Source organism: Arthrobacter sp. E70, assembly GCF_058266945.1.
In genome coordinates this window covers 349106-367225 of the sequence record NZ_JBYQFR010000001.1, presented here as the reverse complement: position 1 = coordinate 367225, position 18120 = coordinate 349106, and the positions used below count along the sequence as shown (strand labels likewise).

At 66.6% G+C, this 18120-nt stretch carries 17 protein-coding genes; 10 read left to right on the top strand and 7 right to left on the bottom strand.

Features of this window, described 5'->3' with window-relative positions:
• Positions 1-4: 4 nt before the first annotated feature.
• On the top strand, positions 5-730 hold the full coding sequence (locus AC3IMC_RS01710; RefSeq protein WP_490916707.1) for a Type 1 glutamine amidotransferase-like domain-containing protein: 726 nt from the start codon (positions 5-7) through the stop codon (positions 728-730).
• Between the two features lie 39 nt (positions 731-769).
• On the opposite strand, the gene AC3IMC_RS01705 is transcribed toward AC3IMC_RS01710, so the two are convergent.
• Positions 770-1501: a GAF and ANTAR domain-containing protein gene (locus AC3IMC_RS01705; protein WP_490916706.1), complete on the bottom strand. Its 732-nt coding sequence runs from the start codon at positions 1499-1501 to the stop codon at positions 770-772.
• Between the two features lie 271 nt (positions 1502-1772).
• Between AC3IMC_RS01705 and AC3IMC_RS01700 the strand changes: the two genes are divergently transcribed.
• The 4 genes from AC3IMC_RS01700 (at position 1773) to AC3IMC_RS01685 (ending at position 4416) form a co-directional block, all read left to right on the top strand.
• Positions 1773-2024, top strand: a complete 252-nt coding sequence (locus AC3IMC_RS01700; RefSeq protein ID WP_490916705.1) for a hypothetical protein — start codon at positions 1773-1775, stop codon at positions 2022-2024.
• On the top strand, positions 2021-2794 hold the full coding sequence (locus AC3IMC_RS01695; RefSeq protein ID WP_490916704.1) for a GAF and ANTAR domain-containing protein: 774 nt from the start codon (positions 2021-2023) through the stop codon (positions 2792-2794). The genes AC3IMC_RS01700 and AC3IMC_RS01695 overlap by 4 nt, the downstream gene beginning before the upstream one ends.
• 248 nt (positions 2795-3042) lie before the next feature.
• The gene (locus AC3IMC_RS01690) at positions 3043-3240 is read left to right on the top strand and encodes a hypothetical protein (RefSeq protein WP_221383509.1); all 198 of its coding nucleotides are present in this window, start codon (positions 3043-3045) and stop codon (positions 3238-3240) included.
• Between the two features lie 138 nt (positions 3241-3378).
• Positions 3379-4416, top strand: coding sequence for a nitronate monooxygenase (locus tag AC3IMC_RS01685; RefSeq protein WP_490916701.1), 1038 nt, complete (start codon positions 3379-3381; stop codon positions 4414-4416).
• A 100-nt stretch (positions 4417-4516) separates the two neighbouring features.
• On the opposite strand, the gene AC3IMC_RS01680 is transcribed toward AC3IMC_RS01685, so the two are convergent.
• Complete coding sequence (locus AC3IMC_RS01680) at positions 4517-5557, bottom strand: NAD(P)-dependent alcohol dehydrogenase (RefSeq protein ID WP_490916700.1); 1041 nt, start codon at positions 5555-5557, stop codon at positions 4517-4519.
• Between the two features lie 193 nt (positions 5558-5750).
• Here AC3IMC_RS01680 and AC3IMC_RS01675 point away from each other — a divergent pair, with 193 nt between their 5' ends.
• Together AC3IMC_RS01675 and AC3IMC_RS01670 are read left to right on the top strand one after the other, a co-directional pair.
• The gene (locus tag AC3IMC_RS01675; protein WP_490916699.1) at positions 5751-6644 is read left to right on the top strand and encodes a helix-turn-helix transcriptional regulator; all 894 of its coding nucleotides are present in this window, start codon (positions 5751-5753) and stop codon (positions 6642-6644) included.
• Between the two features lie 141 nt (positions 6645-6785).
• Positions 6786-7208: a universal stress protein gene (locus tag AC3IMC_RS01670; RefSeq protein ID WP_490916698.1), complete on the top strand. Its 423-nt coding sequence runs from the start codon at positions 6786-6788 to the stop codon at positions 7206-7208.
• A 102-nt stretch (positions 7209-7310) separates the two neighbouring features.
• Here AC3IMC_RS01670 and AC3IMC_RS01665 read toward each other — a convergent pair whose 3' ends face one another.
• Both AC3IMC_RS01665 and ilvD read right to left on the bottom strand, forming a co-directional pair.
• On the bottom strand, positions 7311-8093 hold the full coding sequence (locus AC3IMC_RS01665) for an oxygenase MpaB family protein (RefSeq protein WP_490916697.1): 783 nt from the start codon (positions 8091-8093) through the stop codon (positions 7311-7313).
• Positions 8094-8181: 88 nt separating this feature from the next.
• Positions 8182-10041, bottom strand: a complete 1860-nt coding sequence (gene ilvD / locus AC3IMC_RS01660) for a dihydroxy-acid dehydratase (RefSeq protein WP_490916696.1) — start codon at positions 10039-10041, stop codon at positions 8182-8184.
• An 85-nt stretch (positions 10042-10126) separates the two neighbouring features.
• Between ilvD and AC3IMC_RS01655 the strand changes: the two genes are divergently transcribed.
• From AC3IMC_RS01655 to AC3IMC_RS01645, 3 genes are all read left to right on the top strand, one after another.
• Entirely contained in the window at positions 10127-10963 is an 837-nt protein-coding gene (locus AC3IMC_RS01655) for a helix-turn-helix transcriptional regulator (RefSeq protein WP_490916695.1), read from the top strand.
• Between the two features lie 102 nt (positions 10964-11065).
• Positions 11066-12514: a hypothetical protein gene (locus AC3IMC_RS01650; RefSeq protein WP_490916694.1), complete on the top strand. Its 1449-nt coding sequence runs from the start codon at positions 11066-11068 to the stop codon at positions 12512-12514.
• Positions 12515-12656: 142 nt separating this feature from the next.
• Entirely contained in the window at positions 12657-14816 is a 2160-nt protein-coding gene (locus AC3IMC_RS01645) for a CBM96 family carbohydrate-binding protein (protein WP_490916693.1), read from the top strand.
• 426 nt (positions 14817-15242) lie between these two features.
• Here the strand turns inward: AC3IMC_RS01645 and AC3IMC_RS01640 are convergent, their stop codons facing one another.
• From AC3IMC_RS01640 to AC3IMC_RS01630, 3 genes are read right to left on the bottom strand one after another with little or no spacing between them, the layout of a single operon-like run.
• Positions 15243-15488, bottom strand: a complete 246-nt coding sequence (locus tag AC3IMC_RS01640; RefSeq protein WP_490916692.1) for a hypothetical protein — start codon at positions 15486-15488, stop codon at positions 15243-15245.
• A 58-nt stretch (positions 15489-15546) separates the two neighbouring features.
• Positions 15547-16494, bottom strand: a complete 948-nt coding sequence (locus AC3IMC_RS01635; RefSeq protein ID WP_490916691.1) for a polysaccharide deacetylase family protein — start codon at positions 16492-16494, stop codon at positions 15547-15549.
• A gap of 55 nt (positions 16495-16549) precedes the next feature.
• On the bottom strand, positions 16550-18073 hold the full coding sequence (locus AC3IMC_RS01630; RefSeq protein ID WP_490916689.1) for a purine-cytosine permease family protein: 1524 nt from the start codon (positions 18071-18073) through the stop codon (positions 16550-16552).
• Positions 18074-18120 lie beyond the last annotated feature (47 nt).

Below are 18120 nucleotides of genomic sequence, written 5' to 3'. Positions count from 1 at the left end.
TGCCATGGGCATCTACCTCGCCGGCGCCGGGCCTGATCCAGCCGGCTTTCCCCACGTCTTCGACCGGTTCGCGGCGGAGGCCTCCCGTCGCAGCGGACCGGAACGTCCGCCAAGGATCGCGGTGGCTGTGCATGGCACCGGCGATGGAGCGCGGGATCTCCTAGCTGCCTGCACGCAGCCCCTTCAGGCAAGGACCGCCTGCCAGGTTCTGCCCGTGTTCCTGCAGGAAGGCCCCGCCGATCCGGCAATATTCGACCGCGTCGATGCCCTGGTGGTGGGCGGCGGCCTCACGCCGGCCTACTGGTCAGGCCTGCACCAGGCGGCCCCGGCGATCCGCCGACTGGTTACCGCCGGAGCCCCCTACCTGGGGTTCTCCGCCGGCGCCATGGTGGCGGCCGAAAGGGCGTTGATCGGCGGCTTCCGGATCAACGGGATGGAGGTGTGCGGCGAAGAGTGCTCCGAAGGCCTTGACGCCGTGGACCTCCGCGATGGCTTCGGGCTCGCCCCGTTCGCGCTGGACGTGCACGCTGCACAGGCGGGCACACTGAGCCGCGCGGTGGGTGCGGTGGCTGCGGGGCTCGTGGAGCGCGCCGTCGCCATCGACGAAGGCACGGCCCTGGTGCTGGAGGGTCCGGGCGGACAGGACTACGACGTCATCGGCCGCGGCAATTGCTGGGACATCCGCGGCCAGGCGGGTGCCGCCGTCGTGTCCGTCCTGCCGGGCGGCTGACCACACAGCCGTGCAAGCCGCCGCGCGCCGGAACGGGGGCTACGCGTCGAAGTGGGTCTTGATGCCGGAGCCGGAAAGCTGTTCGATCAGTTCCCTGGCGACGTCCCGCAGCTTGCGGTTCCGGTTGCTGGACACCTTGGTGAGGATAGCCATGGCCTCCTCCTGGGAGCAGCGGTTCTGGGCCATGATCACCCCGCAGGCCAGGTTGATGGCGGTCCTGCTCTCAAGGGCCGCTTCGAGGTCGTCCGCCCGGTTCTGGGCGTTGTTGATGCGCACCGAAAGATGCAGCGTATTGTGGGCGGCGGCGGCGAAGCCAACTGCTTTGTCGTAAACGTCCGCGGTGAACACTGCGCGGCTGGTGGCGAAGAAGTTCAGCGCCGCGCTGGCATCGGCGGTGATTTCCAGCGGCACCCCCAAAGTACTGTGGACATTCCGTTCCGCCAGCTGCTGGCAGTAGGTCCGCCACCGCGCATCCTTGGCGACATCATCGATGATGACGGGGGTCATCTCGCGCAGCGCCCGGATGCAGGGCCCGTCACCCAGGGCCTGTTCCAAATTGTCCAGTTCAAGGGCCCGGGCACTGCTCGCGGCGACAGTGGCCGGCTTCCGCCGGAGCTTCAGGGTGATGGCGCATTCGACGTCGTCACCGGCAGCTTCAGACACAGCCGCGGCAGCCAACCCTGAGAGGCCTGACAGGAATTCCACCGCGTTCGCGGCCCCCACGAGGATTTCCTGGAGGAGGAGGACGGACTCGTTCTCGGCATTCGGCATGGGTTCATCCTACTGTCGCCATGCTGGGCAATGGCTGGTTGCGCCCCCCCAATCGCTCCAGCCTGTATCGGAATAAACCGTGGAGGCGTAGTGTCAGAGGAAGGAGATTTCGGGATAGTGACATCATCCGGAGATTCAATGCACGGGCCGCCCGCGTTGAGAGCGGAGGCCGCCAGCCAGGCCCACGTGCCTTGGCGCAATCACGGATCGAGGCCGGACGGCCCATGAACAACAAAGCCACCGCATCCAGTCCGAATCGCGGCGCATGGGCATGACCGCCGATTGGACCAGCGGCCCGGACCAGCAACTCGAGGCCGACGAAGAACGCCATGGAGCGGCGGCGCGCTTCCGTGATGCCGACTTCCCGCTCATGAAGCTGTGGACGTATTACTACGGACTCGGCGGTGACGTTGACGAGGTATCCCTGGACGCCTACCTCAATGAAGCGCTGCGCCTTCCCGCAGCGCAGGTAGGCCTGATCAGCACGGCCATGACGGAACTGGCCCGAGGCGACGGCCAGTGACCGAAAACCACGGCCAGGCGCCGGAGCCCGAGGGCGCGGCCCAGGCCGCGGATACAGACCCGGAGCATTCCTTACAGCAAATGGTGCTGGAAAGCCGGGACATCAAGGGCTTCCTCGCTGAACTGGCCCTGTTGGCTGCCTCCCGGTTGTCCACTCCGGGAAACAGGGTCCATGCAGGTGTCACGGTGCTGCGGCGCAAGAAGCCCGAGGCCGTGGCCGCGAGCGATGCCGCCGCCACCGCCTTGGACGAATTGCAGAACGGCTTCGGCGACGGCCCGTGCCTCACGGCGCTCCGGCACCGGACCACCATCCTGGTACCGGACCTCACCGCGGAAAGCCGGTGGGCACCTTACGTCCAGACCGCCATCGAACACGGCGTCGCCTCCATCCTTGCCGTCCCACTGGACCTTGCCGGCGACGCCGAGGCCGTCCTGAACCTGTATTCCGGGTGCAGCCAGGGGTTTTCCGGGGAGGACATCACCACCGCGGAGGCCTTCGCCGGGCAGGCAGCAAGCTCACTGCGCCTCATCCTCCGCATCACCCAGCTCAGCGACGCCCGGAATGATCTGTCCGCTGCCATGCAGTCCCGGACCGTTATCGACATGGCGGTGGGCGCCGTCATGGCGCAGAACCGGTGCGACCGGGATACAGCCTTCAGCATTCTCACCAGGGCCTCCAGCACACGGAACGTCAAACTCCGCGATGTGGCGTCAACGGTCATCACGTCCATTTCGGGGGAAGAGCACATCACCACCCACTTTGATGAGTAGCCAGGGCGCCACAGGAGAGCACTGTGGCGCGGGTCACACGTGATGAGATTCACTCGCAATAAAACGCTTTTGGGCTGGGCCAGCCCCTCCGGTTTGGGCACTATGGAAGGGAGGGCGGGAATCTCCGCCTTGACATCCTGGTGACGCGACGAGGCCCACCGGTGAGCCACAGCCCACCGACGCCCCGGAGCGCGGACAGGCCGAACCCCGGCGCGGACCGCCGGACTGACGTAGGAAAGTACTGAACAATGACGTTTGACACTGCCAAATCCGTATCCCTGAAGATCTGGGACAGGGCCGCACTGCACGAGACCCTTGACTCCGCGGTCAGCGCCCTTTCAGCCCGCCACAACACCACCAACTGCCGCATCGCCGTCACCTGCAGCGGTCCCAACACGTTCACGCTGAGCGTGCGGGGCGAGGACCACGCACTGGCTTCCGTCTAGGCGGCCCCAGCTCTCAAGGGGAGCGGACGACGGCGGGACCTTCCCGCCGTCGTCCGCTCCCCTTTTGCCTGCCCGGACCTTCCGGCGCAGAACGGCGTAGCATTCGTCAGGTATGCGCAGCCGGCCAGGAAGGGCCCCATGAGTAACCAGCGGAAAACGACCCGGTTCAGCTTTGGGTCGCTGGCCCTGCCCGTGATCCAGGCACCCATGGCGGGTGGCCCGTCCACGCCGGCCCTGGCCGCGGCGGTCAGCACCGGCGGCGGGCTGGGTTTCCTTGCGGCCGGCTATAAGACGGCTGCCGCCATGAAGGCCGAGATCGAAGCCCTCCGGGCCCTGACCGGGGAGCCGTTTGGCGTCAACCTGTTCGTCCCCCAGCCGTCCGTCATCGGCGCCGATGCACTGCAGCAGTATGCCCGATCCCTCGCGCCGGATGCTGAGCGCTTCGGCGTCAGCCTCGGAGAGCCCAGGCATGATGACGACGACTGGGACAACAAGGTCCAGGTCCTGCTGGATCTGGCCCCGGCGGTGGTTTCCTTCACCTTCGATATTCCCGAAGCAGCCGTTATTGCTGCCCTCCGGGAGCGGGGCAGCTGCGTGGTTGCCACGGTGACCGGCCGCGGGGAAGCCTTGCGGGCACTGGAGGCGGGGGCAGATGCATTGTGCGTCCAGGGCCCGGAGGCCGGGGGGCACCGCGGAACGTTCGATGCCACCGCCCCTGCCCCCGAGGTGGGCCTGCACGGGATCCTGGCGGAACTGCAGGACCTTGAAGTTCCCCTGATTGCGGCCGGCGGGATCACCACGGCAGATGACACCCGCGCGGCCCTGGCCGTAGGCGCCGTGGCGGTCCAGGCGGGAACGGCATTCCTGCGTGCCGATGAGGCCGGAACCAAGGCGGCGCACCGGGCGGCGCTGGCAGCGCCGGACCGCTTCACCACCACTGCGGTGACCCGTTCGTTCTCCGGCCGCAATGCCCGCGGGCTGCTGAACGAATTCATGCGCCGCCACGACGGCGAGGCGCCGCACGGGTACCCGGAGATCCACCACCTCACCACTCCCCTGCGGGCCGCAGCGGCAGCCGCGGGGGATCCGGACTGGCTGAACCTGTGGGCCGGCGTCGGCTACCGGAGCACCGTCGAGGGCCCGGCCACCTCCATCCTGGCGAGCCTTCGGCCCTGAGGCTTGGACCGCCGTCGTACGTTCTCCTTAAGGCCCTGTCTTTAAAGCCCGACGGCGGGCCGCCCCTTTCGGAGCAGCCCGCCGCCGGATGCCACAAGGCTTAGAGGGTGGCGGTGTCGATCACAAAGCGGTACCGGACGTCGGAAGCCAGCACGCGCTCGTAGGCGTCGTTGATCTTCTCTGCCGGGATGACCTCGATCTCGGCGCCGATGCCGTGCTCCGCGCAGAAGTCGAGCATTTCCTGGGTCTCGCGGATGCCGCCGATCATTGAACCGGCGAAGGACCGGCGGCCGCCGATCAGGGCGAAGGCGTTGACCGGGAGCGGTTCGGCGGGGGCGCCGACGTTCACCAGTGCGCCGTCGAGCGTCAGCAGCTGCAGGTAGGAGCTGATGTCGATCGAGGCGCTGACCGTGTTGATGATCAGGTCGAAGTGGCCGGCGAGCTCTTCGAACGTTGCCGGGTCGCTCGTGGCGAAGTAGTGGTCGGCACCCAGGCGAAGGCCGTCTTCCTGCTTCTTCAGGGACTGTGACAGGACCGTCACCTCCGCACCCATGGCGTGGGCAATCTTGACGGCCATGTGGCCGAGCCCGCCGAGGCCGACGACGGCGACCTTCTTGCCGGGGCCGGCACCCCAGTGGTGCAGCGGGGAATAAGTGGTGATGCCGGCGCACAACAGCGGCGCGGCGACATCGAGGTCCAGGCCCTCGGGGATGGTCACCACGAAGTCCTCGGTGACGACGACGTGGGTGGAGTAGCCGCCCTGGGTGATGGTGCCGTCGCGGTCCACCGCGCCGTAGGTGCCAACGTTGCCCTTGAGGCAGTACTGCTCCTCGCCCTTCTGGCAGTTGACGCACTCCTTGCAGGAGTTGACCATGCAGCCGACGCCGACGCGGTCGCCCACCTTGTGCCGGGTGACCTCGGCACCTACTTCGGTGACGATGCCGGCGATCTCGTGGCCCGGGACCAGCGGGTACTGCTGGGGTCCCCAGTCGCCGCGGACTGTGTGGATGTCGGAGTGGCAGATGCCGGCAAACTTGATCTCGATCAGGACGTCGCGGGGGCCGACGGCGCGGCGTTCGATAGTGGTTGAAACCAGGTCCTCGGTGGCGGACGGGGATGCGTAAGCCTTGACGGTGGTCATGGTTCTCCTGTGATCTGTTGGGGGATATTTGAAATGCTACCCGGGCCGAATGACATCAAACCCGGAAACCGGCGGGTTTAGCGAGGCCCTGCTGTAACTGGTCTTGCGAGTCCTACCCTTGGCCGGGGCCTTGCGTTGAGTGGTTCTGGCAGGACCTCCTTGGCGATCCGGGATTCGTCGTAACGTGTTCCTCATGGATAACCGAGCCGAGGTACGACAGTTCCTGTCCTCCCGCCGCGGGCGCATCAGCCCGGAGCAGGCAGGGATCGAACCGTACGGCGGCCGGCGCCGGGTGCCCGGGCTCCGGCGCGAGGAAGTGGCAAGGCTGGCCGGCGTCAGCGTGGACTACTACACGCGCCTGGAGCGGGGAAACCTCAGCGGGGTATCGGACAGCGTCCTGGACGCCATCGCCGGCGCCCTGGAGCTGGACCGGGCGGAGCACGACCACCTATACGACCTGGCCCGGGCAGCCAACACCTCCGGCCGCAAGCGTGCCGCGGGCTCAGCCGGTTCCACCCCGTCGCGGGTGCGGCCCGAGCTGCAGTACCTCCTGGACACCATCACCGGGGCGCCGGCGTTCATCGGCAACAACCGGCTGGACATCGTGGCCGCCAACACCCTGGGCTACGCCCTGTACTCCGACATGTACCGCTCCCCGTCACGGCCGGCCAACCACTCCAGGTTCATCTTCCTTGACCCGCGCGCCCACAACTTCTACACGGACTGGGACCGGGCCGCAAACACCAACGTGGCCATCCTGCGCCGGGAGGCGGGACGGAACCCGCATGACAAGGGGATCGCCGAACTCGTTGGCGAGCTGTCAATGCGCAGCGACGAATTCCGCACGCTCTGGGCCGCGCACAACGTCCGGCGCCACTACGCTGGCACCAAGTTCTTCCAGCACCCCGTGGTGGGGCTCCTCGAGCTGAACTACCAGGTGCTCGGCCTGGAGGAGGACCCCGGCCACACCCTGACCGTCTATCCGGCGACGCCAGGCAGCCCCTCCGAGGAAGCCCTCAAGCTCCTGGCCTCCTGGGCTGCCACGGAGAACATCATGGCTACGGTGCAGGCGCCGGCGCGCAGCTAGGAAGGCGCGTGGGCGCCGCCGCCGGGTTTTCGGGCCCGGACAAGGCCACAGCACCCGTGTGCTTGGCCGGGGCTCGAGGCGGGTACTCCCTAGACTGGCAAGTGAACGTTTTCTGCCAGGACGAGACGAAGGAGCAAGTAAATGGGCAATGTAGTCGTTGTGGGCGTGGATGCCAGCCCGTCGGCACGGAAGGCTGCGGAAGTGGCCCTGGGCCTGGCGGAATCGCTGGGGGCGTCCCTCCATGTGGTGACCGCCTTCGAAGCCGAGAACGCCGAAACCTACGGCGTGGGATCGGACAAGGTCAGGATCTCCAACGCGGACAGCTCGGAGATGGTGGCCAAGTCCCTTGCCGCGTCCCGCCCGGGCGTGCAGATCACCCACTTCGCCGCCCGCGGCAAGCCGGCTGACTCCCTGATCAAGGAAGCCATCCGCCTGGACGCCCGGGTAATCGTGGTGGGCAACCGGAGGATGCGCGGCATCGGCCGCCTCCTGGGCAGCGTCGCCAACAGCGTGGCGCACAACGCCCCGTGCGATGTCTACATCGCCAACACCTACGAGGACTGACCTGCGCCCTGCCGTGGGAGGGCGGGCGGACGACGGCGGAACCTCCCGCCGTCGTCCGCTCTCCCTTTACCCGTGGCTGGCGGCTGAAACGCCAGGCCCCCTTTACCTCGCCAGGTCCTTGTCGAGCTCGGCAAGGCAGTAATCCTTGAACCAGTGCCTGATGCCCCGCGGCAACCTGGGGTAGGCCACCGACAGGATCCGCATGGTCCGGTCGAACCGGCGCGCGTGCAGGTCGCTCCAAGGGAGGCCGAAGTCCACCCGGACGTGGTGCGGGAGGAGCCCGGCGGTCAGGAACCGGACCGAGGGCATGATGGCGCGGTACCAAAGGGCCGTGTGCTTCGGAAACAGCAGGCCGCGTCCGACCCGCACGCCGGCGTCCTCCGCCTGCAGCCTTGAGATTTGGTCCTCCCAGTACCGGGTGAAGGCCGCCCGGTCCTTGGGCCACATGCCCGCGGGGAGCTGCAGGGCTGTGCCAATCCGCGCGTAGTCCTGGTACATCGCATCGGCTGAGTCGTCGTCGAGCGGTCCGTAAATCTTCCCGATGATGGTGGCTGCAGTGTCGTACAGCGTGGCCACCACCCAGAGCTGCAGCTCTGGATCGTAGGCGTTGTACCCGGGCGAGGACCCGTCGGCCGGCCGGTGCACCGGTACATGGGCACGGTTTACCCTGCGGCGGACCTCTTTGAGTTGTTCCTCGTTGCCGTACACGACGGCGTACACGTACGTCAGGGTCCCCTTGAGCCGGTTGACGGGGCGCCGGGTGAAGGTGCTGTGCTCCGCCACGCCGCTGCCGATGGCAGGATTGGCCAGTTGCAGCAGGATCGCCCGCCCGGCTCCGGCGAGCAGGATGCCTTCCGCGCCGTAATCTGCCATTCCCTGCACCATGGGAAAAGGGTACCGGCCGGGGCAGGACAACGGGACGGGGCCTTTGGCCCCTTGTTTCACCTGCTGTCCCGCCCCAAACCGGCCGCGCTTACCGCTCCAGCAGGGACACGTCCCGGACGGCGCCTTTATCCGCGGAGGTGGCCATGGCGGCGTAGGCGCGGAGGGCAGCGGACACCTGGCGGTCCCGGTCCTTGGGCTTGTACCCGCCGTTGACCAGCAGTTTCTCGCGGCGTTCTGCCAGGATCTCGTCGGAGACCTCCAGCTGCATGGAACGCTGGCTGATGTTGATGCTGATGATGTCGCCGTCTTCCACGAGGGCGATGGCGCCGCCGGAGGCAGCCTCCGGGGAGATGTGCCCGATCGAGAGGCCGGAGGTGCCGCCGGAGAAGCGGCCGTCCGTGATGAGGGCGCACTTCTTGCCCAGGCCGCGGCCCTTGAGGAACGACGTCGGGTAGAGCATTTCCTGCATGCCCGGGCCGCCCTTGGGGCCTTCGTAGCGGATGACCACCACGTCGCCCTCCTTGACGCCCTTGTTCAGGATCTTTTCCACCGCCTCGTCCTGGGACTCGCACACGACTGCCGGGCCCGAGAAGGTCCAGATGGACTCGTCCACGCCGGCGGTCTTCACCACGGCGCCGTCGACGGCCACGTTGCCGCGCAGCACAGCCAGGCCGCCGTCCTTGGAGTAGGCGTGCTCCACGGAGCGGATGCAGCCTTCTGCGGCGTCGGTGTCAAGGGAGGTCCACTCGTTCGACTGGGAGAAGGCGGTGGAGGAGCGGACGCCGCCGGGAGCCGCGTGCCACAGGGCCTTGGCTTCCTCCGTGGCCTTGCCGCCGCGGATGTCCCAGTCGTCCAGCCAGCCGTCCAGGTCTCCGGAGTGCACGGAATGGACGTCCTTGTGCAGAAGGCCGCCGCGGTTCAGTTCGCCCAGCAGTGCGGGGATGCCGCCGGCGCGGTGCACGTCCTCCATGTAGTAGGTCTTGTCCTTGGCTACGTTCGGGGCCACCTTGGCCAGGCAGGGCACCTGCCGGGACTTGGCGTCCATCTCGGCCAGGCCGTAGTCCACACCCGCCTCCTGGGCTGCGGCGAGCAGGTGCAGGATGGTGTTGGTGGAGCCGCCCATGGAGATGTCCAGCGCCATGGCGTTGTCGAAGGCTTTGGCGGTGGCGATGGAGCGGGGCAGCACGGAGTCGTCGTCGCCGTCGTAATAGCGCTTCACCAGCTCGACGACGGTGGCACCGGCCTTCTCGTACAGCGCCTTGCGTGCGGTGTGGGTGGCCAGCACGGAACCGTTGCCGGGCAGGGACAGGCCGATGGCTTCGGTGAGGCAGTTCATGGAGTTGGCGGTGAACATTCCGGAGCAGGAGCCGCAGGTGGGGCAGGCGTTCTCTTCGATGAGGTTGATGTCGGCATCGGAGATGGACTCGTCCACGGCGTCGGCGATCGCGTTCACCAGGTCCAGGGAGCGCACGGAGCCGTCGGTCAGGGTCACGCGGCCGGCTTCCATGGGGCCGCCGGAGACGAACACGACGGGGATGTTCAGGCGCAGCGCGGCCATCAGCATGCCGGGGGTGATCTTGTCGCAGTTGGAGATGCAGACCAGGGCGTCGGCGCAGTGCGCGTTGACCATGTACTCCACCGAATCGGCGATCAGGTCGCGGGACGGCAGCGAGTAGAGCATGCCGGAGTGGCCCATGGCGATGCCGTCGTCCACGGCGATGGTGTTGAACTCGCGCGGCACGGCGCCGGCGGCAAGGATCGCGTCGGAGACGATCCGGCCCACGGGGGCGAGGTGGGTGTGACCGGGGACGAATTCGGTGAAGGAGTTGGCCACGGCGATGATCGGCTTGCCGATGTCCGAGTTGGCGACGCCGGAGGCGCGCAGCAGTGCGCGGGCTCCGGCCATGTTGCGGCCGTGGGTGACTGTTTTAGAGCGAAGTGCAGGCATGTTTACCATCCTGTCCGCTCCGTGCCACCGGTGGAAGACGCTGTTACTACTAGTAGTGTGAGTACCAGAGTAATAGTATTTTGGGGTGAACGAACCCGGGCGCCGCAAAGAACTTGGCTTATTCCTCCGTGCGCGCCGGGACCAGGCCCTGCGGGCCGACTACGGCCTGCCGCCGATAGGCCGCTCCCGCGAACGGGGGCTGCGGCGCGAGGAGGTCGCTTTCCTGTCCGGGGTGAGTGTCACCTGGTACACCTGGCTGGAGCAGGGCAGGGACATCAGCCCGTCGCGGCAGGTCCTGGAAGCCGTCAGCCGGGCCCTGCACCTTTCGGCCACCGGTCTCGGCTATGTCCTGTCGCTCGGCGGCTATGCGTCCGCAGCACCGGCCAGCCCTGCCGCCGATGCAGCGCCGCCGCACATCCAGCGCCTTCTGGATGCCCTGGATCCCAATCCATCGTTCGCGCTGTTCCCCGATTGGGGTGTGGCCGGCTGGAACAAGGCCTATGCAGCCCTGTACCCAAACATCGCCACTGTGGCCCCGGCTGACCGCAACCTTCTGTGGCTGGTGTTCACGGACCCCTACGTCCGGGACCTCCTCCCCGACTGGGAGACCACGAGCAAGCGCTTCCTTGCCGAGTTCCGGGCCGAAACCGGGCAGCGCCTGGGCGACCCGGACATCCAGTACCAGGTGGAACGGCTCAAGGAGGCAAGCCCCGAGTTCCGGGCGGGATGGGACCGCTACGACATCCTGGGTTTCGAATCCCGCGAGCGCCTGTTCCACCACCCGGCGGTGGGTGTCCTCCAGCTGGAGCACCACCAGGTCTCGCCGTCGGACCGGCCGGACCTGCACCTCGTGGTCTACACCCCGGCCTTGGGGAGTGATTCGGCCATCCAGATGCAGTCCCTCCTGGCTGAGACCGGATAGCCGCGCAGGCCGAAGGCCAGCAGCACACGACGCTCAGGCCCTACGGCCCTAGCTGGCCGGCGGCCCACTCCGTAGCGTTGGCGCTGGCAAAGGAGGCCTGCAATGCCTGCTCAAGGAGTCGCAAAACCTGGCACACCCGCCAGCGGGCACATGCTCGGAGTCATCGTGGCCCTGGCCCTGGCCTTGGCCGGCTGTTCATCGGGGAGCACGACACCGAATCCCGGCACGACAGGCACTTCGTCGCAGCCGGCGTCCCCGGATTCCCCTCCTTCCGGCTCCCGGCCCACCACGCCCTCCACGCACTTCACCGACGCCGAGTTGGTGGCCCTTATCAACGCGGTCGCCCGAAACCGCGGCCTGCCGTATTCCCCGGCCCAGGATTCCAGCCGGCTGCGCAGCGGCGCCGGGAGCGGGGCTTTTCCCCAAGTCAGCACGGAGACGACGCCCGGCGACTGCATCGCCTTCATCCCGCAAAACCCCTTCACAGTCTGGGCGGACCGGGACATCAGTTTCGGCGAAGGCGCCATGCCGCCCACGGGCGGGGAGTCGGGACCCACGACCACCATCATGGTCACCCTCCGAAGCGCCGGAAAGGACGCCATTGCCACCGCGGACTTTGGCTACACGGACGATATGGTGTCCCGCTGCAGCCAGTTCGACGTCGCAAGTACTGAGGCCGGCCGGACGTCCACGTCCACCATCCAACTCCTGGCCGCTCCCCCGATAGCGGACAAACAGCACGGCCTGATCCAAAACGCCAAGCCCAAGGGGCCGAGCGACTACGGCTCGGTTGGCCTGCGCGTGCTGGCTGGCACCCTCTCAATCACCCTCAGCCTCGCGGTCGCCAACCTCAGCTCGGAGTCCGATGCCAAACCAGCCCTTGAATCCATGGCGGGCCTGGCAAAAGAGTTGATCAGCCAGGCAGTGAACAGTCCTCCTTCAGTGGCCGCGCCGCCACCCAACGCCATGACAGCTGACCAAATGGTCGCCCTTTTCAAAGGCATCACGGGCCCCAACGGCGACCCCATCACCCTGCCGGGGGCTTCGATTATCGGGCCTGCCCCGGGAGCCACGGCCACCACTGGGCCTCAGACACCGCAGCCCCCGTGCAGTTTCAACGATGAAACCTACTTCGCTTCCCTGGTTGGCTCACTCGCCGGCCAGGCACAGATCACAGGAGCCAACAAGCAGGACTACACCGAGTCCATGGCCGTGAACATGTCGTCGGAGGCGGGGACGCCGTATCCATTTGATACCCGCGCCGCGAACCTCCAGGGCTGCACGAGCATTAAGGAAGACTCCTTCGGCGGCAACAGCCGTGAATGGTCCCCGGTGACCGCTTTGGAACCCGGCCTGCCCGCGGACGCAAGCTACGCCGTCGCCTATCAACTCTCCGACGGGACCGGCGAATGGCATGTACGCAGTGGCGCCAGGCGAGGGACCCTGACCCTCGAAGCGAATACCAGGACGCCGTCACAGGCTGACGCGCAAGCGACAGCCGACCGGCTCGCCGCCTTCTTTGCTGCTGTTTTCGCCAAGGCGGGAAAGTGAGCATCCGCAGTTAGGGGTTTCCGGTGCAGCACTAGGGGTTTCTGCCGCGCCCGCAAATTAGGGATTGCTTTTGGTGCGCCAGCGGCTGACACTGAACCCACCTGGGGACCGGGCTTTCATCTGCGCAATACCGGGAGCAACAATGCAGGACCATCCAGTTCTCCATCAGGACGCCCGCGGCGGAGCTCGCAAGCGGCGGCTCCCTTCACTGCTGGCAGCGTTGATCCTTGCACTGGCCGCACTGGTGGTACCCGGCACGGCTTCAGCTGCCACCGGTGATGTCGGGGTTGAGGGTCCGTCCCACTCCGGGACTGGAACGCCAACCGGTACCAAGCGGGCCACCAGTACGTTGTGGTTCAACGATGGATCCTGGTGGGGGGTTCTCTGGGACACGTCCAGCCTGAGTTTCCATATCTTCCGGTTCAACTCCGCGACGAACTCATGGGCCGATACGGGGGTTGTGGCCGAGACGCGCGCCAACACCCACCACGACGTGCTGTGGGACGGGAAGACGCTGTTCGTGGCGAGCTACCGGTTCGTCAACGACGGCCTGCCCGCGGAAGCGAACTTTCCCACGACCCTGCGGCGTTACAGCTACGACCCGGGGACGAAGAAGTACACGTCGCTGGGTTCATCAACCATCAACAACTATAAGGTTGAGGTCCTGACCATCGATAAGGACTCGACCGGCCGGGTGTGGGCCACATGGCAGCAGGGCAACAAGATTTGGCTGAACGTCACCGGCACGGATGGCCAGACCTGGGGCACGCCGTTCCAGCATCCTTCGTCGATGGGCAGCGTGTCCGTGGACGATACATCGGCCGTGATCGCCTTCGGCCCCGGCAAGATGGGCGTGATGTGGAGCCGCCAGGTTGGTGACGCCACCGACGGCATGTACTGGAGCTACCACGTCGACGGCGCATCGAACACCGCCTGGAGCACTCCTGTGGCTGCAGTGTCGGGACTGCGCAGCAGCGATGACCACATGAACCTGAAGTGGCTCGACTCCTCCGGCGGCCGGGTTTTCGCCGCCGTCAAGACCTCGTTCACGTCGTCGGCGCAGCCCCTGATCCAGCTGCTGGCCCTGAGCGGGAGCACGTGGGCAGCGCACACAATCGCGCCGGTATCGGAGTGCCCCAACCGGGTGATCGTCCTGGTGGATGAGAGCACCCAGATGCTGCGGACCTTCGCCACCTATCCGAAGCCCAGCGGCACCACGAACGCCGGTGTCTGCACCAGTTCGGGCGGAGCGATCTACGAAAAATCCACCCCGCTGGACAACATCAATTTCACCAGCGCGAAGACCGCCCGCATTGTCGATGCCGACCAGTACGTCCATAACGTGACGTCGACCAAGCAAAACCTCAACAACGCGACGCGGGGCACGGCCAACAGCGGCCTGCTGGTGCTGGCCGATGTCAACGCCACGAGCCGCTACTGGCACTACTTCGAGCCCAGCGCCGGCGGCGGGACCGGTGACACGACGGCCCCGACGGTGACGGGCACAACCCCGGCCGGCGGTGCGACCGGCGTCGCCGTATCGACGAACGTGACCGGAACCTTCTCCGAAGCCATGAATGCCTCGACCATCACCTCGAGCACGTTCACGCTGCAGTCGGGCACGACGGCGGTGGGGGCCGCGGTGACGTACAGCAGCACGGGCAACGTGGCGACGCTCAACCCCAGTGCGGATCTGGCGGCCGGCACGACGTACACGGCCACAATCAAGGGCGGTTCCAGTGGCGTGAAGGATGCTGCCGGCAACGCGCTGGCCTCCGACAAGACCTGGAGCTTCACCACCGCTTCCGCGGGCGGCGGCGGCACCCAGACGGTCACGCTCACGGCCACCGCCGACAGCTACGTCAACAGCGGGGCAACGGGCACGAACTATGGCGCGAGCACCACGCTGGCCGTGGATGCCAGCCCGGTGGAGGCCACCTACCTGAAGTTCGACCTGTCACCCTACGCGGGCAGGACCCTGCAAAGTGCCACACTCAAGCTGCAGAGCGGGGCGAATGCCTCAGGCGGTAAACAGAACGTCAAGCTGGTGGCTGACGACAGCTGGACCGAGGGTGGGATCACGTACAACAACAAGCCTGCGCTGGGCACCGGCCTCGGCACGCTTGGCCCTACGGTGATCAACACCGTTTACAGCGTTCCGCTGGCCGTCAGCGGCCTTGCCGGCGAGCTGGGCCAGCAGCTGTCACTGGGCATCGACACCGCCAGTACTGACGGCCTGACCCTCAACTCCAAGGAGGCGGGCGGCACGGCCGCTCCCCAGCTTGTCCTGACCTTCAACTAGGTGGGCGGAGCAGTACGTCCCTCAAGATTTGCGCAGTTTATCCGGTAAGTGGACAAACCCTCTTCCGTGCGCCTGCACGGGCTCCTAGTGTTGGCAGACAAGCTTGCCAAGGGGGAGAAAATGAATAGCTCCATCGACAGTTCTTCGGACACCGTATGCCCGGATCCACAGCAGGAGGCGGCAGCGCAGCCGCGGGAAATTCCGAGGAAAGACTGGACCTCTACTGATTGCCTTCAGCTCGTGCGGGCGCCGATCCGCTTCACCCGCGCCGACTGGCCCTGACAAACGAACGGCCCGGGACGGGCCACCTGGACCACTGGTATGACTTCCGTGAAGCCATGCGCCCAACACGGCCAGCGCACTGGTCCAGGTTGTTACCTGCCGTTTCAGGCCCGCCGGCTTGCTCCCTGGCGAAGATGCCAGGGATCAGCTGGAGACGTCTTTCTCGATTTCTTCCGCGAGGTCATCCACCTCTTCAGGGCGGGCCCTGATTCCCGCCTCCTCGAAGCGTTCTTCGAGGACATGGCTGACGTCGTCCTGGACATGGCCCAGGCGGATCTCGTCACGGACCTCTTCCGCGATGCTCTCCGGCGTCTCGAAGGACGCGGCGCCAGCCACGTCCTCGGCGCTGTCGGTCGGGTCGTTCACGTTACCGGCTCCGGGATCAGTCATATCCCACCGTTACCCGTCTTGTTTCGGCTGTAAACAAGACGGGTAACCGGACGGGCTGCTATGCCACGGCACCTTCGCTGACGCGGGCCGGCCCAAACGCCGCCCCGGCACCCGGGAACGTCGGGACGGTGATCCTGCCGTGGGTGTGGACCTCGTTGACTGTTGCCCTGGTATGTTCGGCGATCCGTTCCATAGTGGTCACCCACATGCCGTCCATCGCCTTCACGCGCTCGATCAGCCGCTCCAATGCCACGGCCTTTGACGGCCGGCCGGAGATGAAGGGGTGGTTGGTCAGGACGAAGCAGCTGCCCTGGGAGTGATGGGCCTCAGCTTCAAGGGTCCACATTTCCAGGACCTTCGCCGGGCTCTCGATAACGCCACTGCCGGTGACGCCGGGGTAGAACGCGTACTGCTCCCAGTCATCCAGGGCCCAGTCCACGGGGATCTCAACGATGTCCCGGGGATCATCGGCGGCGACGGCGAAGCGGTAGGGGGCATCGCCGTCGAGCAGGCTTGAATCGTAGAGGAAACCGCGGTCGGCGAGCAGGCCGGGTGAGTGCCAGTTCAGTTCCCACCACGGCGCACGGTATCCCACCGGCCGGACCCCGGCCACCTTCGCCAGGGCTTCCAGGCCACGGTCAATGTAGCTGGCCTCGGTGGCGGCGTCGATGCCCTGCATCGGTTCGTGCAAGTAGCCGTGATGGGCCACCTCGTGGCCGCCGTCCACGATCTGCCGCACCACGTCCGGGTAGGACTCCGCGGTGAAGCCGGGGATGAAGAAGGTGGCAAGGACGTCCTGGCGCTCGAGGATCTTGAGCAGCCGCGGCACGGCGATCCTCGGCCCATATGACTGGTGGCTCATCAGCGACATCCGTCGCGTGCTGGCGGGATCGTGGGCGATGGTGCAGGACTCGGCGTCGACGTCGAACGTGAAGGATGCGGCCGCTTTGGCACCGTCGGGCCACGTGATCGGGTGCAGGGCATCGGCAATGGCGGGGTGGTTCACGGGGAAATCCTTTCGGCGGGCGCAGTGCGCCCGCCAGGTTTGGGAGAAGAAGAGATTAGAGGGCGGGCAGGGCAGGCGTGCTGCCGGCCGGGCGGGCCTCCGCAGTCCGGGGCTCCAGGGCGAGGTAGCGGATGTGCTGGCGCGGTCCGAGGACGGCGTACACGGCGGCGCTGGTCAGGCCGCCGGCCAGCCAGGAGAGGTCCCAGCCGCCGAGCGCTACGGCGATCGGTCCCTGCATGACGGGGATCAGGCCGTACATAAACAGCCACGTGGCGAAGATGCCGGTCAGGAGGGAGACGACCCCCGCCCAGTTGACGCCGGGCAGACGGTGCGTGCCAACGCCGTCGAACAGCCTTTCCGGGTCGCCGGGCCAGCGCTTGTCCAGCCAGAAGTAGTGCACCAGCATGATCCCGCCCCAGGCGGCCACCCAGGCCACCAGGCCGATCAGCCAGGCGTCCAGCACCGCGGCGAAGTCCTCCTGGAAGATGAAGAAGACGACGGCGGCGAGCGAGAGGACGCCGACGAACAGGTTGAGCTTGCGGCGGCTGATGGAGATGTCCAGTGCCTGGGTGGCGACGGAGAAGGTGTAGATGTTCAGGATGTTGGTGGCGATGGGTCCGTGGAGGACCATCAGCAGCACGGGCAGCGCCATGGCGCCAAAGTTGAGGACGATGAGCTTGCCGGGATCGATTTCGCCGCTGTTGGTGGCCAGGCTGGCGCCGAGGACACCGAGCCACACTACGGGGATGAACTGCCCCAGGACCGAGGCCAGGTAGACCTTTTTCTTGGGGACGCTGGTGCTGACGAACCGGGAATAGTCAGCCGCGTAGGTGAACCAGGTGATGCCCCAGCCGATGCCGATGGCCGTCATGACCGCACTCATGGCGGCGATGCGCTCGGAGCCTTCCAGGATCGCACCTGCCGGGCCGGCGTAGCTCCAGTCGATGTCCATGCCGAACCACGCCACCGCTGACATGACGGCCAGGATGAGGATGGTGGGCGGTACGGTCCATTTTTCGAAGGCTGCGATGGCCTTGTAGCCGAACCAGGCGATGGCCACCTGGAGGGCCATGATGAAGGTGGCGACGCCGATCTTCCAGGCGTAGTTGGGCGCTTCCGGGTCAACCCAGCCAAGGGTTCCGAAGAGTGCCATGACCAGGTCCAGGATGATCCAGGTGTTCACCGCGCACCAGCCGATGACCAGCATGGCCTGGATGGCGGCCGGCAGGTAGTTGCCGCGGCGTCCGAACGCCGCACGGGCCAGGACCATCCCGGTGGCTCCGGTCTTCTGTCCCAGGAGGACGAAGCAGCCAAAGAGGAGCATGCCGATCAGGTTGCCCAGCACCAGGACTGTGATGGTGTCCGCGAGCCCGAGTCCCAACTGGATCCCGAGTGCCCCCAGCACCCAGTTGATGGGCGCCAGGTTGGCGCCGGCCCAGATCCAGAACTGGCCGGATACCTTGCGTGTTCGTGCTGATTCCGGGATGGCCTGCAGCCACGCCTCGTGGTCCACGTCGTTGTGGTCCTGTGTGGCCTGGGCAGGTTGCCCGTGCGTTGCCGTTGAAAGCTTTTCTTGCATGGGGGCCTCCGTGAGGTGGATAAGTACCAAAAGGCTATGTGGCCCCC